The organism is Psychrobacillus insolitus, from assembly GCF_003254155.1.
Classification (GTDB): domain Bacteria; phylum Bacillota; class Bacilli; order Bacillales_A; family Planococcaceae; genus Psychrobacillus; species Psychrobacillus insolitus.
Window position 1 is genome coordinate 31,833 of sequence record NZ_QKZI01000001.1, and the last position, 16,751, is coordinate 48,583.

12 protein-coding genes and 1 other annotated feature are annotated in these 16,751 nt (G+C 34.3%); of the genes, 8 read left to right on the forward strand and 4 right to left on the reverse strand.

The annotated features are described in order from the left end of the window. Positions 1-106: 106 nt before the first annotated feature. A complete protein-coding gene (locus C7437_RS00160) occupies positions 107-3,043 on the reverse strand; it encodes a transglycosylase domain-containing protein (RefSeq protein ID WP_111437633.1) in 2,937 nt (978 codons plus the stop codon). A gap of 100 nt (positions 3,044-3,143) precedes the next feature. Next, positions 3,144-3,340, forward strand: a binding site (T-box leader). Between the two features lie 115 nt (positions 3,341-3,455). Between C7437_RS00160 and tyrS the strand changes: the two genes are divergently transcribed. Next, positions 3,456-4,721, forward strand: a complete 1,266-nt coding sequence (tyrS, locus tag C7437_RS00165; RefSeq protein ID WP_111437634.1) for a tyrosine--tRNA ligase — start codon at positions 3,456-3,458, stop codon at positions 4,719-4,721. A gap of 686 nt (positions 4,722-5,407) precedes the next feature. After that, the gene (locus C7437_RS00170) at positions 5,408-5,656 is read left to right on the forward strand and encodes a DUF3006 family protein (protein WP_111437635.1); all 249 of its coding nucleotides are present in this window, start codon (positions 5,408-5,410) and stop codon (positions 5,654-5,656) included. 52 nt (positions 5,657-5,708) lie between these two features. On the opposite strand, the gene rpsD is transcribed toward C7437_RS00170, so the two are convergent. After that, a complete protein-coding gene (gene rpsD / locus C7437_RS00175; RefSeq protein ID WP_111437636.1) occupies positions 5,709-6,311 on the reverse strand; it encodes a 30S ribosomal protein S4 in 603 nt (200 codons plus the stop codon). Between the two features lie 397 nt (positions 6,312-6,708). Here rpsD and C7437_RS00180 point away from each other — a divergent pair, with 397 nt between their 5' ends. Together C7437_RS00180 and megL are read left to right on the forward strand one after the other, a co-directional pair. Continuing rightward, positions 6,709-8,568 carry a sensor domain-containing diguanylate cyclase gene (locus tag C7437_RS00180; RefSeq protein ID WP_111437637.1) on the forward strand — a complete coding sequence of 620 codons (1,860 nt, stop codon included), beginning with the start codon at positions 6,709-6,711 and terminating at the stop codon, positions 8,566-8,568. Between the two features lie 76 nt (positions 8,569-8,644). After that, a complete protein-coding gene (gene megL, locus C7437_RS00185) occupies positions 8,645-9,832 on the forward strand; it encodes a methionine gamma-lyase (RefSeq protein ID WP_111437638.1) in 1,188 nt (395 codons plus the stop codon). Between the two features lie 406 nt (positions 9,833-10,238). Here the strand turns inward: megL and C7437_RS00190 are convergent, their stop codons facing one another. Continuing rightward, positions 10,239-10,718, reverse strand: a complete 480-nt coding sequence (locus tag C7437_RS00190; protein ID WP_111437639.1) for a GAF domain-containing protein — start codon at positions 10,716-10,718, stop codon at positions 10,239-10,241. Positions 10,719-10,720: 2 nt separating this feature from the next. Further along, positions 10,721-11,530 (reverse strand): histidinol-phosphatase HisJ, encoded by an 810-nt coding sequence (gene hisJ / locus C7437_RS00195; protein ID WP_111437640.1) that lies wholly within the window; start codon positions 11,528-11,530, stop codon positions 10,721-10,723. 137 nt (positions 11,531-11,667) lie between these two features. Here hisJ and ezrA point away from each other — a divergent pair, with 137 nt between their 5' ends. The 4 genes from ezrA to C7437_RS00215 all read left to right on the forward strand — a co-directional run bounded on the left by ezrA (position 11,668) and on the right by C7437_RS00215 (position 16,184). Continuing rightward, positions 11,668-13,377, forward strand: coding sequence for a septation ring formation regulator EzrA (ezrA, locus tag C7437_RS00200; RefSeq protein ID WP_111437641.1), 1,710 nt, complete (start codon positions 11,668-11,670; stop codon positions 13,375-13,377). A 105-nt stretch (positions 13,378-13,482) separates the two neighbouring features. Next, positions 13,483-14,616, forward strand: a complete 1,134-nt coding sequence (locus C7437_RS00205; protein WP_111437642.1) for a cysteine desulfurase family protein — start codon at positions 13,483-13,485, stop codon at positions 14,614-14,616. A 5-nt stretch (positions 14,617-14,621) separates the two neighbouring features. After that, on the forward strand, positions 14,622-15,824 hold the full coding sequence (thiI, locus tag C7437_RS00210) for a tRNA uracil 4-sulfurtransferase ThiI (RefSeq protein ID WP_111437643.1): 1,203 nt from the start codon (positions 14,622-14,624) through the stop codon (positions 15,822-15,824). A gap of 153 nt (positions 15,825-15,977) precedes the next feature. Then, positions 15,978-16,184, forward strand: coding sequence for an alpha/beta-type small acid-soluble spore protein (locus tag C7437_RS00215; protein WP_111437644.1), 207 nt, complete (start codon positions 15,978-15,980; stop codon positions 16,182-16,184). Positions 16,185-16,751: the final 567 nt, after the last annotated feature.

Sequence of the window (16,751 nt, forward strand, 5' to 3'; positions counted from 1 at the left end):
AAAGTCAGGAAACCTGATTTTTTGCGCCAGTCTTTTTTATGTAGTTTGTACAACCTTAAAAAGCCGTAGCACCTGAAAAACAGGTGCTACGGCTTTAACTTGTACTTTACGGAGCAGGTGGAGCTGTTGGTACTGCTTCGGTAGAAGGAGTTGGCTCTACTTCTACTGGAGGAGCGACAGGTGGTGCTGTTGGTTCCGCTTTTGCAGGAGGAGCCGGTTCTTCTTCTACAGAAGGTGTTACAGTCTCAATAGGTTTAGGCGTAGTAACCGGTTCAACTGGCTTTTCTGCCTTAATGGCAGCAGCATTTGAAGCTCCGGATTGTCTACCGGTAATATCTACTGCGACTACCGTATATTGACCAGGACTACTGATGGAATAACTATTACTAGAAGCTCCGGATTTAGATCCAATTCTAGTCCCTCCTTTATAGATGAAATAACCAACTACGTCATTCGAACTCGAATTAGACCATGAAAGTGTATTTCCAGATACCGATGCAGTTACGGGAGCAGGAGAATTACCGTCAGCATTAAAAGTATCCTCGGACACTACATTTCCAGAAAATGCAGAGTTTTTAGGTAATAGTTTACTTGCGTTTCCTCCAAATCGACCAAGCATTCGGTTGATGAATTCTTGGTTAACCCCTACTCCACCTCTTATAATAAACTCACTTGGAGTAGAATCTAAAGCTCTGTATCTATTGCCGTTTATAACAACATAAGAGGAAGAGGTTAAACTATCGTCTGCTTTGGATGGAAGCATTGCTGCCGCATTAAATAAGTCTGATTTTACTAGTCCTGCTTGTGAACAAGCAGCGGATGAGGCAAGACCTGAAATACCGCAGAAAGAACGTGTTACAACGCCTTCTGGAGCTTTAAATGGATTTGGTGCATCCACAACTTCAGGATTTACATCGTACATAGCATTCATCATAGTTGACCAAAATTGATTTATACGCGCACTTGGGTGCCCATATCGACTATTGGCTACTGAAGAGTAAAGTGACTCATTATAATCGTATCCTAGCCATACGCCAAGGGAAACATTTGGATTGTAGCCAACCAACCAAGAGTCATTATGATCTTGAGTTGTTCCTGTTTTTGCAGCAAAGTCGGATTGGAATTTTAACCTTGATTTTGCTAATGTTGCTGTTCCGTTAGACATTACATCACGAAGCATGTCTGTAATAATATAAGCAGTTGCAGGACTAAAAACTTCTACAGGTTCCACTTTATGTTCAAAAATAATATTTCCATCGCTATCCATAATTTTGTCAATCATGTATGCATCTATAAATTGACCGTTGTTTGCAAAAGTTCCAAATGCATTTGTATTTTCTTCTACAGTGGCTCCATTTGTCATACCACCTAAAGATAATGCGTGATGGGCATATTCACCGTCTTCTATATTCTCAAATCCCATTTTAGTTAAGAATTCAGTTGGTTTTTTATCCATGATTAAATCATATAATCGAACAGTAGCTAAGTTTTGAGATGTCATAAGCGCTTCACGGGCTGAAATAATCCCTTTTTCCTGAGCTGAAGTATAGTTCGTTGGTGATTTCTTCCATGAAGTTCCTCGTAAATTTTGTAATTTGACATCAACAACAGGGCTACCCGCACCTATTACACCGTATTCAATTGCTGGTGCATATACAACTAGTGGTTTTATTGTAGAACCAATTGGTCTTTTAGCTTGAGTAGCATGATTTAATTGTTCTAATTCAAAATCACGTCCACCTAAGAAGGATAAGATCTTTCCGGTTTTATTTTCAATAAGCATACTAGCTGCTTGAACTGGATAATCTTGTTCGATTGTCTGCCCAGTTTCGGGGTCGGTAACATTTTTGCTTAGAGTTAACCCATAATTTTTAAATTCTTCTTCAACTTTTAGCATGCCTTCGTACATTCCTTTATCAATGGTAGTATGAATTCGATAGCCGCCTGTACTGACAGCACGTGCTGCTAAGATGTCATACTTATTAAAAAGTTCTTCTTCAATTTCTAATCGTTCTGGATCAATTCCATCTTTTACTGCAAACTGTTCACGTAATATGTCTTTCGCTCTATTTTCAATTTCATGAGTAAGCCAGGGATATTTTTCTTCTGGCATTTGTTCTTTCTCTCTAAAATCTTGTGTAATATCGTAATTGATGGAAGTGTTATATTCTGCATCTGTAATATAGCCAGTTTCTTTCATGCGGAATAAAACAGTTTTCATCCGATCGATTCCTGGTTGTAATCCTTCAATTTCTTTAATTCCTCCACCTTGTTTGAACGGTGTGTAGGAAAAAGGAGCTTGTGGAATCCCGGCAATATATGCTGCTTGTGGCAAGGTCAATTCATTTGCGGTTATATTAAATATTCCTTCAGCTGCAGTTTCAATTCCTGCGATATTCCGACCATTAGCATTCCGACCATATGGAATAATATTTAAGTAGGCTTCTAATATCTCTTCCTTATTCATAAAGTGCTCTAGTCGCATCGCTAAAAGAATTTCTTTTGCTTTACGTTCATAAGATACTTCGTTTGTTAATATTTGATTTTTTATTAACTGTTGAGTAAGGGTAGATCCGCCAGTTTGACTATCGGAGTTAGATATATCTTGAAGTAATCCACGAAATATTGCTTTTGGAACAATCCCATCATGTACTTTAAAATATTCATCTTCCGTTGCAAAAACTGCATTCAGTACATAAGGCGAAACAGAGTCTAATTTTGTTTCTGTTCGTTCTAAGTCGGTTCTTAGCTTTCCAATGTATACATCTCCACTAAAGTAAACTTCTGAAGTTTCCTCATAGTTAAATATGGCAGATCTCATTTCTTCTTGTTTTCGAAGAGGCTCGTCTTTTACTAGAGCAGCGAAATATCCTGCACCAACAGAAGCTGCAAATATTCCCGAAGTGAGGCCTAATACTATGAATATTAATGATAAATTCCATAGAACACTAGATGATATACGTAGTTTTTCAGCCCATTTAGTAGTTTGCCAAGCTTTAAATTTTTCTTTATACAATTGGATTTTTTCCAACCATTTCTTCATATATAATTCGACCTCCAAATCAACTGTTATTATACCATAATCGATTATCAGAGTACGATAGTTATTGACATACGTTTTATATTGGGTAAAATGAATATATATTTTAACAAAGAAGAGTCCGAAGTAGTTATTGAGTCTACTGTTTAGAGAGCTAGCGGTTGGTGAAAGTTAGTCAGTGCTCAGTGAGCGAATTACAGGCTTGGAGTTAAACGTTTTCACAGCGATATTGTGACTGAAGCGGAAGGGTTTTTCCTTCAAGCTGGGTGGTACCGCGCTAATTGACAAAGCGTCCCTGCATGATTTATTTCATGTAGGGATTTTTTTTTACGGATAAGAAAGTACAAAGATTTCTTGTTCGTATTTGTCTCGACAAGCTTTGCTCTTGCGCTTTTATTATTAAGGAGGAATTCATATGACAAATTCATTATTAGAAGATTTAGCTTGGAGAGGGCTTTTATATCAACAAACGGATGCAGAGGGAATAGAGAAATTAATAACAGATGAGAAAATTTCTTTATACTGTGGTGTTGATCCAACAGCGGACAGCATGCATATCGGGCATATCGTGCCACTATTAACATTAAGACGTTTCCAACTTCATGGTCATCGTCCAATATTATTAGTAGGTGGAGCAACAGGAATGATAGGGGATCCATCTGGTAGATCAGAGGAGCGCCAACTTCAAACAACAGAACAAATTGATAAAAATGTATTAGGTATTAAAAAGCAAATGGAACAAATATTTGATTTCCAATCTGAAAATGGCGCACAAATGGTGAATAATAGTGAGTGGATTGGTGCTATGAATGTAATTGAATTTTTAAGAGATTTTGGTAAATTGATTAACATAAATTATATGTTAGGAAAGGACTCTATAAATTCTCGTTTAGATTCCGGTCTATCCTTTACTGAATTTACATACACCCTGATTCAAGGAATCGATTTCAATCACTTATTTAATCACTATAATTGCCGTATACAAATAGGTGGCTCTGATCAGTGGGGAAATATTACAACGGGTCTTGAAATGATTCGAAAAACGCATGAGGAAGAAACAAAAGCATTCGGGATAACTATTCCATTAGTAACGAAAGCAGATGGAACCAAGTTTGGTAAATCATCTACTGGTGCTGTATGGTTAGATGCGAAAAAGACATCTCCTTACGAGTTCTACCAATTCTGGATTAATACAGCAGATGCCGATGTGATTAAATACATGAAAATCTTCACATTCTTAGACCGTGTTGTAATTGAAGATTTCCAAGTATCAGTAGAAAATGAACCACATTTGAGAAAAGCACAAATTGCACTTGGAGAAGAAATGACGCGTCTTATTCATGGTCAAGATGCTTTGGAACAAGCAGTTCGAATTTCGCAAGCGTTATTTAGTGGGAATTTGAAAGAGTTAACTGCAGGAGAAATGAAAGATGCCTTTAAAGATGTTCCATCAGTAGAGATGACAAAAGAAACAAAAAATATTGTTGATTTTATTGTTGAATCTGGGATATCGGCATCTAAAAGACAAGCTCGTGAAGATGTGACAAATGGTGCTATTTCGATAAATGGTGAAAAAGTGACAGACGTAGCGTATGAAGTAGGGGAAGCTGATCGCTTAGAAGACGAGTTTATGATCATTCGTCGTGGTAAGAAAAATTATAAAATGATTAAGTTTCTATAAGAGAGTATAATAATTTCATCCAAATGGAATGCAGTATGTAAGCGATTCACTTTAACTTAAAAGGAAAACAATAGCTTAAGAAAGCGACTATGTCACTTTCTTAAGCTATTTCGTTTGTACAATATATGACGTTGGTGAAATAAGAAAATCCTGATCCGCGCTGATTTTCGTTCCGAGCGGGCGCTTTCCGTGGGGCGTGCGGTGAGCCTCCTCGTCGCGAAAACCGCGCTCCTGTGGGGTCTCACCTGTCACGCTAATCCCACTGGAGTCGCCGCTCGGAACGAAAATCAGTAAGGAAATATAGGAAATACAAGTCTCAAATATATATATAAAACAAGACTTGAAAAACTAAAACAAGACTGCCGCAAAAAATCAGGTTTCCTGACTTTCTGGACAGTCCCGTGACAAATAAATAAATTATAGCCGACTAAATTCTTCCCCTTTTGTTTATAACTAGCATATTTCTTTTTCATATTAAATTCATTGTATACACTCCAATTAGTCCTACTTATTCCTTATTTTTTACAGTTCCCAGAAAATTTAGTCAGTTAAATAATAAAAAATATAAAATTTACTAAAACTATATGAAAATTAAGTGTATAATAGTAAAGAATATTAAGTACGGGGTTTGAATTAAATTCTAGTATTAATTTTTAAATAATTATTTTGTTCGAGGGGTTGTTAGCATGGATTCAACTAAATATGTATTAGATCATTTTGATGACTTTTTTGTTGTGTTTTTTGAAAAAAACAATAAAGCAAACAAATTGGTCATATTAAAAGACAAGTTTACAATAGATGCAAAAGAAGGAGATTTACTAGAAGTTAATATTAATAAAGAAAAGTCGGGTTATGACTTTAAAATTTTGAATGAAGTAACAGATGATGCAAGAGAAAGAGTACTACAATTAATTAATGAAATGAATAGAAAATAAAAAAATCCCTAGAAGATTGAAAAATTCAACTTCTAGGGTTTTTTTTATTCAATTAACGAGAGTAGTATTCTACAATTAGAGCTTCGTTAATTTCAGCAGATAATTCGCTACGTTCTGGAACGCGTACGAAAGTACCAACTTTGTTGTCTGTATCAAAAGTTAAGTATTCAGGAACGAAGTTATTAACTTCCATTGATTCATTTACAACATCTAAGTTTTGAGATTTTTCACGAAGTGAGATTACTTGACCAGCTTTTAGGCTGTATGAAGGAATATCAACGCGTTTTCCATCAACCATAACATGGCCATGGTTTACTAACTGACGAGCTCCACGACGAGTGCGAGCAAGACCTAAACGGTAAACAATATTATCAAGGCGAGTTTCAAGAAGAATCATGAAGTTTTCACCAGATTTACCAGGTAATTTTCCAGCTTTATCGAATAAATTACGGAATTGACGTTCGTTAACACCATAAGTGTGACGAAGTTTTTGTTTTTCTTGTAATTGAAGACCGTATTCAGTTAATTTTTTACGTTGGTTAGGACCGTGTTGTCCTGGTGCGTAAGGGCGTTTTTCTAATTCTTTACCAGTACCGCTTAGTGAAATACCTAGACGACGTGATAATTTCCATGCTGGACCTGTATAACGAGACATATAAGTCTCCTCCTCTTATTGGTTTTATTTTGTTGTAAAATAAGACCAGATGTATTCAGACTAGTAGACATTTTGTTTTCATGTAGCATCGCCCTAGCAGCCAAGGGTTACGGGATACACCATCTATTATTAAAAATAGAGGAACAAAATAAACAATCTAATCCATACAACTGCTGCATTTATTTTACACAAATCCCATTGTAACTTTATTTCCATAGAAAGTCAATGAAAACGAAAAGTTCTCTATTGAAATTCTTTGTAGATTACATCTATATTGCATTTTACTTTTAAGTAGTAAAAGATTGACAGTCTCTTAGAAGTATAGTGAAATATACATATATATAATATTTGTGATAAAAGTAACGAGGGTCCTGTTAGAAAGTTGAGAGGTGTAACGATGATACACGAAAGAAAGATGATAATTTTCAAAAGTGAAATTTTGGAAATTTTAAATGATAATATATTTACGTTTGACTCTAGTGGAAAGTGGTTTGACGAATTGTCGATTGTTTTATCAGACTTTTTTGAGGTTGATTTAATTACATATTTTGTTTTTGATACGAATCTATTTTTAAAAACAGAGTGGAATGAGTCAAATTTGCAAAAACAAAAACCAATTAAATGGTTGGACATTGAGCCTTATTTTTATGAAAAAGATTATGCGGTTATTCCTCATTTGCAAGAAAACGATTTTGCAAATGGTGAAGTCTTTTTGCTTTTTAGAGATTCTGATGGTTTACCTTTAGGTATGTTAAAGATGGAATCTTCCGATAAAAGGAAGGAGTTCTCTCAGACTGATGATGTATCTGTAATTTACTCCGTGATGAGTAAATTAATCCAAACGATTAATAAATCGATTATTCTTACTCAACAGGAAAAACAATATCGGAATTTATTTAAAGTTACGGAGATGTTTAATTCATCGCTCGATTTAAACCATATTCTCGAAGGCACGTTAGAAGCCATGCAAAAAGAGTTGCCAGATTTTGAAACAATCTTAATCTTAGCAAATGATCAAGATCGCAAACCCTCTGTTCCATTTAAGTTATTCGATTATACATCTGAAAGACAGACTACAGTCGAAGCTTACGTTTCTGGAGAATTTACAATAGATATAGATAAAGACTTGAATATTCAATTATTTAATATCCCGATTAAAGGGAAACAAGGAATATATGGAATTGTTCAAGTTGCTGCACCAATTGATTATTTATTTTCTGCTAGACAGAAGGAATTCTCTTTATTACTAACTTCAGCGACAGGAAATGCATTAGAAAATGCAAAATTATATATTCAATCTCATCGTCTAGTAACCGATTTACAATTGATTAACGAAACTTCTCATAAATTGAATTCCAACTTAAGTTTAGACGATATGTTAGTATTTTTGAAAAATCAACTGATAAAATCATTTCAACCAGAACAAACTTGCTTTGTTATGAAGATAAAGAATGAATATGAAATTGCACCTGCAAGTACAGAGTTTTTCCATACTGATGAAGGCCAAGTTTACATTAAATATGTGGCTAATTATTTTGAGAGAATGAAGGACACGTTGTTTATGGCAGATCTCAATCGCTTAAGTGAATTAAAAAAAGAATATCGCTCTATGATTGCTATTCCATTGAAAGAGCAAAATGAAATAGTTGGTTTTAGCATTGTGTTACATAAAGAGCCATATTTCTTTTCGTTTGATAGTTTTAAATTGATGCAGTCTTTAATACAGCATTCATCGCTTGCTATAAGTAATTCGACTTTGCGAAATAAGTTACAAGAAATGGTCAATCGAGATCATTTAACTAATTTATTTGCACGTAAATATTTGGATAAGTACGTCGGAAATTCTATGGAGAAAGATCAAAGTGGCGTTTTTATATTATTAGATATTGATAATTTTAAAAATGTAAATGATACGTATGGCCATCAAATTGGAGATGAGATTTTAAAAAAGATATCGTCTATTATTACGAGAATGGTTGATGGTATTGGTATCGGAGCAAGATGGGGTGGGGAAGAGATGGCCCTATATTTGCCTAATACTACAAAGTTGATTGGGATAGATCTTGCAAAAGAATTAATTGACTCTATACCGAAGGAAACGAATCCAAGTGTGACTGTCTCTGTTGGATTGTGTGAGTGGGGTGAAAAATGTACCATAGATTTTAAAAAGTTGTTTCATTATGCAGATACTGCTTTATATAGTTCAAAAAATAATGGTAAAAATCAATTACAAGTGTTTGAGGTATTTCCTAGTTAATAAGGAAGTGCCTTTTCTTTTTATTCTAGAACGAATAAACTAAATGTAAGCGTTTACAATAAAAGGGGGCAAATATATGAATAAGGGTGATTATCAAAAAGAAACGATGTGTGTTCATAGCAGCTATCAATCTGTAGATCATAAAGATAGCTTAGCGGTACCTTTGTATCAAACTTCTACTTTCACATTTGAATCTGCGGAGCAGGGAGCAAGGCGATTTGCAGGAGAAGAAGAGGGCGGGATTTATTCACGATTAGGAAATCCGACTGTAGCAGTATTAGAAGAACAAATTGCAGTACTTGAGCACGGCGGCGGTGCACTTGCATTTGGTTCTGGAATGGCTGCAGTAAGCGCAATATTAGTTCACTTAACTAAATCGGGAGATCATATCCTTTGTACAAGAGGAATATATGGCTGCACATTTGGGTTATTAACTATCTTAAAGGAAAAATATGCGATAGAGCATGACTTGAAAAAACTAACTACAGAAGAAGAAATTGAAGCTAGTATAAAACCAAATACAGTTTGTATTTATATTGAAACTCCAATTAATCCGACAATGGAAATAGTGGATATTGAATTAGTCGTTAGAGTAGCGAAAAAGCATGGCATCAAAGTTGTAGTTGATAATACTTTTTCATCTCCATATTTACAGACACCTTTAGATCTGGGCGTGGACTTTGTCGTTCATAGTGCAACCAAGTATATTAATGGGCATGGGGATGTTATTGCGGGATTACTTGTTGGCAAAAATAAAGATGAGGTAAATCAAATTCGGAAAACGATGCAGAAGGATTATGGCGGTATAATTTCTCCTTTTGATGCATGGCTCATTATTCGCGGAATAAAAACGATGCATATTCGAATGGATCGTCATTCAAAAAATGCAGAACAGATATTAATCTTTTTAAAATCCTCTTCCATAATTGAGCATATATATTATCCGTTTGATAAAGAGAATCCACAATATGAAATTGCCAAAAAGCAGATGAGTGCTGGAGGAGGTCTTATTTCATTTACGGTTAAAGGTGGATTGCAAAATGCACAGAAGCTATTAAATGAATTAAAATTGATCAAAATTGCTGTGAGTTTGGGAGATGCTGAAACACTAATCCAGCATCCCTCAACAATGACTCACTCTGGTGTGCCAGAAAAAGAAAGACTTGAAATGGGTATTTCAGATGGATTACTAAGACTTTCCGTAGGCTTAGAGAACGCGAATGATATTATTCATGACTTACAACAAGCACTAGCAAAAATATAAAAGAGAAGAAAGACTTAAAACTTCTTCTCTATTTTAGAGCCACTTCAAAATAGCGGGTCTATTTTTTCTAGTATCTCATCATGTAGACAAGTAGCACTTTCTTAAAAATAAGCAAAAATTATATTGTAGAAAAGAGGATGGCGCCTGAAATTGTATCTTCAGGCGCATTTTATTACGTAGAAAAGAATCTCTTCTTTTATTCCCAAAAGCAATTGCCCTATTTTCTTTGATGTTTTAGCGGAGGAACGGACAAACAATCGTAATAGGATGACCGAAGACAATATATGAGCTACGTGACGCAGTCACGTAGCTCATATATTGTCTTTCTCGTTTAACCATTTACCATAAGTTCCGTCCAAAGTGACCCAACAACGTCCATGTGAAAAAAGGACACTTTAGCGTTTTCTTATAAATGTTTAACTAAAACTTGTACAAAAAGTTCTAAACCTTTCCCATCTTGTTCTGTAAACCTATTGATCATGGGGCTATCAATATCTAACACTCCTAGAAGTTGACCATCTTTTAGTATTGGCAAAACAATTTCTGATTGAGTTGCCGCATCACATGCGATATGACCAGGGAAAGCATGTACATCTGGAACAATAATCGTTTCTTCCAACGATGCGACTTTTCCACAAACGCCTCTACTCAATGGGATTCTGACACAAGCAGGTAAGCCTTGGAAAGGACCGAGAACTAATTCACCCTCATCTATTAAATAAAAGCCAACCCAATTGATTTGATCGTAAAATTGATTTAATAATGCAGATGCATTACTTAAATTGGCAATAGTATTTGTTTCTCCGGTTAAAAGTGCATCTAGTTGCTTAGAAAGCATCGTGTAACTTGCTGATAAGTCTTCTGAATAAGCTGATTTTGTAAACATAATTATTTTCCTTTCTCAAAAAATGTACTAAATTCGTTATAAAATTGAAGCAAATCGTCCTTTTGATGAGCATCTGACCCAAAAACAATGGGTATACTTAAATCTTTGGCCAATTGAATATAGCGAGGAGGTGGATAACTCTCTTTGCAAAAAAGTTTAGCTAAACCTGCGCTATTTACATCTAATTCTAGCTGTTGGATTTTTAATTCATTTAATACTGCTATAATATTTTCATGGTCATTTACTTTATTTAATAATGCATGCTGGAATTTATGGATAAGTGTAATGTGACCAATTCTTTTAGGTTTAAAAATACCTAAGTCACTCCTTATTGAATCCAATAGCGTTTTATAATACAATTTATACATGGCTTGTGGACTTCCTATTTGTTTAATGAAATCTAAGTAAACTATTTTAGAAAAATCGATGCATGTGTATTTATTTTCATATAGCAAAAAATGGACTGATAGGATAGAGTCATCTAATAAATTACCATATGTATTTAAAAATGAGGCAGTTTCTTGTTCGAAATTAACAATGTAATCGACTTCTAATCCTGTTGAAATAACGATATCTTTTTTATATTGTTTTTTTAGTAACTGAATATCGTTTATATATTGTTCGAGTTGCTTGATATCCATGCCGCTGTCTTGATCAGGTGTAGGATCTACAAAATTTTCAGGAAGTGGGGCGTGCTCTGTAAAAGATATTTCTTGAAAATTGTTTTGAATTGCCTTTTCAATATAAGCGTGAAATGGATCAAGTGTTCCATGCGGACAATATGGAGTATGAATATGACCATCTTTTTTCATATAAATTTGCCTCCTAATGATTTAATTACTTTTTTTTAAAGATTTCATTACTTTTCTATTGTTTTATGAAACAATAACATAAAAACCATGGTAATATATAGAGGAAGAATTTTTTGATTTTGAACAGGGGGCTTACGATGAAGTATATCATCCCAGCGGTCATAATACTTTTAGTTATAGCGGTTATAGCAGTTATAGCTTTTATTATAAGACGAAAACATAATGCTGAAATTGCACGCTTAGAACGTGAAAAACACCAAATTCAAAATAAACCAATTTTAGAAGAAATGACGAAAGTTAAACAACTAAACATGAATGGTCAAACAGAAGAAATGTTTGAAAGTTGGAGAAATACTTGGACAGAAGTGATGGATGTTCATATGCCAAAGGTCGATGTTCTTTTATTTGATGCTGAAGAGCATTTAGATAAGTTACTGTTTTTCCAAGCTTCGAAAATTGAAAAAGATATTCAAGTATTGATTGATTCTTGTGATGAAAAAATGACGAAAATCTTGAAGGAACTTGAGGAGTTAATTGGAAGTGAAGAAAAGAACCGAATTGAAATGGAACAGTTTATAGAACAGCATCGCGCTGCTAGAAAAACAGTTCTTGCTCATCAATATTCTTTCGGTGAAGCATTGCCTGCTCTTGAAGAGAAACTAGAATCATTTAATCCACATTTTGAGGAATTTGATCAATTAACAGAAACAGGAAATTATTTAAAAGCAAGAGAAATCGTTATTTCATTACAAAACGAAGGACAATCTTTTTTCCATAAACTACGAGACATTCCTACACTTTTACAGGAAATTCAACATAAAATTCCTGCTAGTATCCATGAATTACGTGGAGGAATAAGAGAAATGGAAGAACAGTCTTATTACTTACAACATCTTGAAATGGCAAAAAATCTTGATAGTATAGAGCAAGAACTAAAAGAGTTAAAAGTAGAAATTGTTGATTTGAAAGTTGCAAATCCAATTATTAGAGTGGAAGAAATAAAAGATGAAATTGAGACGTTTTATGACTTGTTAGAAAAAGAAGTATTAGCCAAAAAGTATGTAGATCAATACAAAGATGAAACTGGATCTCGATTAATAGAAGTTACTTCAGTGACACGTGCTACAAGTGAAGAAGCAGCATTTGTCCAACAAAGCTATCGTTTGCCTGAAAAAGAGGCAGAAATTCCTCAAAGTTGTTTAAAAGAGTTAGAAGAATTAAAGAAAAAGTTTGAACTGCTTACAATGCGAGTAGACGGGGAAAAATCAGCTTACTCTAGCTTACAAGACGAACTAAACGAGATTTCAGAAGAAATAGATCGACTATATGAAGAACAAGATCGCTTTGCAAATCGCTTGGAAAATCTTCGCATAGATGAAAACAAAGCCCGTGAGAAACTAGAAGAGTTGAAAGATATTTTACATGATACAGATCGTATGCTTCAAAAAGCCAATATTCCCGGTATTCCAGAAGAAATGGATGTTCGTTTGGAAGAAGCAGAAGAACATATTTATATTGCGATGCAAAGTCTAGAAGAAGTTCCGTTAAACATGGGGTTAGTAGAGAACTATTTAGCAAAAGCCGAGGCGTGTATGGAAGAAGTACATAAAAAAGCGAAAGAAATGCTTGAAAGTGTATTATTAACAGAAAAGATTATTCAGTATGGAAATAGGTATCGTGGAAGTCATCCAAATGTTCATTTACGACTACTTGAAGCAGAAGAAGCATTTAGACAACTAAGATATGCAAAAGCTTTAGAAGATGCTGCTACTGCAGTGGAAGAAGTAGAACCAGGTGCTTTAAAGAAAATTGATATACTTATAAAAGAAGATGCCAGGCGTACATAACTAGACAATTTGGTGATTTTGTAATCTAACATTTTGCATATAAATGTGAACCACCTCACTATAAATGTGAAGGTGGTTTTTTTCCGAGAAAGAGAGGCAATTAAAATGATTTATTTTGATAATAGTGCCACAACAAAAGCGCACTCAGAAATTATTAATACATTTGTAGCAGTCAATGAAAAGTTTTGGGCGAATCCTGCTTCCATTCATGAATTTGGACATCATACAAATGAATTATTAGAAACTGCAAGAGAACAAATAGCAGAAATTCTTCAAACACCAAGTGATAAAGTTTATTTCACATCTGGTGGAACAGAATCTAATAACTTAGCCATTTTTGGCTTAGCAAATAAATACAAATATAGAGGAAATCATGTTCTTATTTCCGCAATAGAACATCCTTCTGTACTAGAAGCAGGCAAAAGATTAAGTACCCAAGGATTTAAGGTAGAATATATTCCGGTAAATAAAGATGGAGTTATTTCTTTAGAAGAAGTAGAAAAACTATTGAGAGATGATACTGTTTTAGTAAGTGTCATGCATGTGAATAATGAAACAGGGGCTATTCAACCAATTAAGGAGTTATCTAGCATAGTTAGAGGTAATAGTAGAGCACTCATCCATATAGACGCTGTGCAAAGCTTTGGTAAGATGAAAGTAAATTTTGATGAATTAGATGTGGATGCAATTACTATTTCCTCACATAAAATTCATGGTCTTAAGGGATCAGGATTACTCGCGCTAAAAAAATTCATAGAAGTAGAACCAATTCTCTTCGGAGGAGGACAAGAGTTAGGAATACGAAGTGGTACAACTCCTGTTCCATTAGCTGTAAGTACAGCAAAAGCAGTTAGAATGGCTAGTCAAAATATAGAGGATCATGTAGAAAAGCTCCAAAAGATGACGAATGATTTAGCTTCATTTTTGCAAACTTTTTCGATAGTTAAACTAATTTCTCCTGAGAATAGAGCGCCACATATTCTTACTTTTTCTGTTCGCAAACTAAAAGGAGAAGTGTTAATTAATGCATTGCAAAAGGAAGGTGTGTTAGTCTCTACAAGCAGTGCTTGTTCTTCAAGGCAAATTAAAACTAGCCATGTGTTAAAAGCGATGCATATTGAAGATGACTATATAAAAGGTGTTATTCGATTAAGTCTTTCAACCATGAATACATTGGATGAAATTCAGCAATTTAAAAAAGTATTTAGACACGTGATGAATGTGATAAAAGGAGAGTAAATAGCATGAAATGGGAAAAAATATTAGTAAGATATGGTGAATTATCAACAAAGGGTAAAAATAAAAAGCAATTTATTACACATTTAAAAAACAATATAAAGTTTTCATTTAATGATATACCCAATGTGAAAGTAAATGCTGAAAGAGATAGAATGTTCCTTACAACAACAAATGATGAGGAAATGCAACAATTGGTTAAACGTCTACCGAAAATTTTTGGTATCCAGTCGTTTAGCCCGGTGGCTTCTTGTTCGCAGGATTTAGATGATATTAAAGCAACTGCTCTAAAAATAATGGATGGCCTAGAATATGAAGGAAAAACATTTAGAGTAACCGTAAAACGAACAGACAAAAGATTTCCAATGGACACTTATGAAATGCAATCCTATATTGCGAGTTATGTTCTTCAACAATGTCCTGGCTTAATCGTCCAAATGAAAAAGCCGGAAATTGATTTGCGTATTGAAGTATTAAATGATGCTGTTTATATGATGGCAGAAGTAATTCCAGGAGCAGCTGGAATGCCGCTAGGGTCAAATGGTCGTTCATTGTTGATGCTTTCAGGAGGAATTGACAGTCCTGTCGCTGGTTATATGTTGATGAAACGTGGTGTTAGAATAGACGCAATTCATTTTCATAGTCCACCATTTACAAGTGAACGCTCAAAAGAAAAAGTAATGGATTTAGCCAATAGACTTAGCCATTTCGGAGCAACAGTTCGTTTGCATGTAATTCCTTTTACTGATATTCAACAAAGTATACAAGCGCAAATTCCTGAAAATGTCTCGATGACAACTACGAGAAGAATGATGATGAAAATTTCAGACCTAGTAAGAGAAGAAATTGGAGCACTTGGTATTGTAACCGGAGAAAGCTTAGGTCAAGTTGCTAGTCAGACTTTAGAAAGCTTAACAGCTATTAATGCTGTTACCTCAACACCGATTTTTAGACCACTTATTTCAATGGACAAGCTAGATATTATTGATATTGCGCAGGAAATTGATACGTACGAAACATCCATTCTACCATATGAAGATTGTTGTACGATATTCATGCCATCTTGTCCGAAAACAAAACCAAAACTTGAAAAAGTGGAATTCTATGAAAGCTTTAAGGATTTTGATGAACTCATAAAAGAAGCGGTAGAAAATAGAGAAGTCATGTCTTTCCCAATTAAAAAGACAAATGAATTTGAAAATTTATTGTAAAGAAAAGCGTAAGCACCTATCTCTGCGTAAGGCAGCAATTACCCATTTGACCGCGAAGAACTAAACAGAAAAAAATAACAAAATATACCACTATCTTCTTGTGCATGATTTGAATGAAAAAGACCATTCTAATTTCACAAGGAGGTGAGGAACATGACAAATAATAATAACTCATCAAATCAATTATTAGTCCCAGGTGTAAAACAAGCTATCGATCAAATGAAATATGAAATCGCTTCTGAGTTTGGAGTACAGCTTGGACCAGATGCATCATCGCGTGCCAACGGATCCGTCGGCGGAGAAATTACAAAGCGATTAGTTGCGCAGGCTCAATCACAAATGAATGGTTATAGTAAATAAAGAATGAGTGAAACCGGTAGCTTAGCTACCGGTTTTTATAATACAATGCGAACGTACTGTTGTTAGTAGTCTTTCGAGTAAAAAAGCATGATCTTTAAAAAATGGTAATCATTATTTTCATACATAAATAATGTCTAAAATTTCTTTTGTTTTGTTGTGAATTCAAATAATATTCAATAGGTCAAACTAATCATTTGTGAATTCAGTCTAAAACACCAATTTCTGGGTTAAAATTAGCTTGTAAAAAGTCTTTTAAAGTAAGTGATATAAGGGTTTAAGGATTGTTCTAACTATTCTTAAAATATAGGTAAAAATAACTATATTTTTAATTGTGTGATACCTAGATAATTTGAAGTGGAGAGTAAATAACGATATAGTTAGATAGTAAGCATCTAGTATTTCCCTAAAATATGAAATGAATGCAGTTCTCCCCTTTTATTTTATTAATTCCTCTCAAATTAAAATCTAAAGTTGGTATGAACAAGTGTAATTGGAGAAACACCAAGAAAGTAATTCTTCATTTTCATGTAGTACGATGACCAAAATTGAATATTAATATCCAAATAT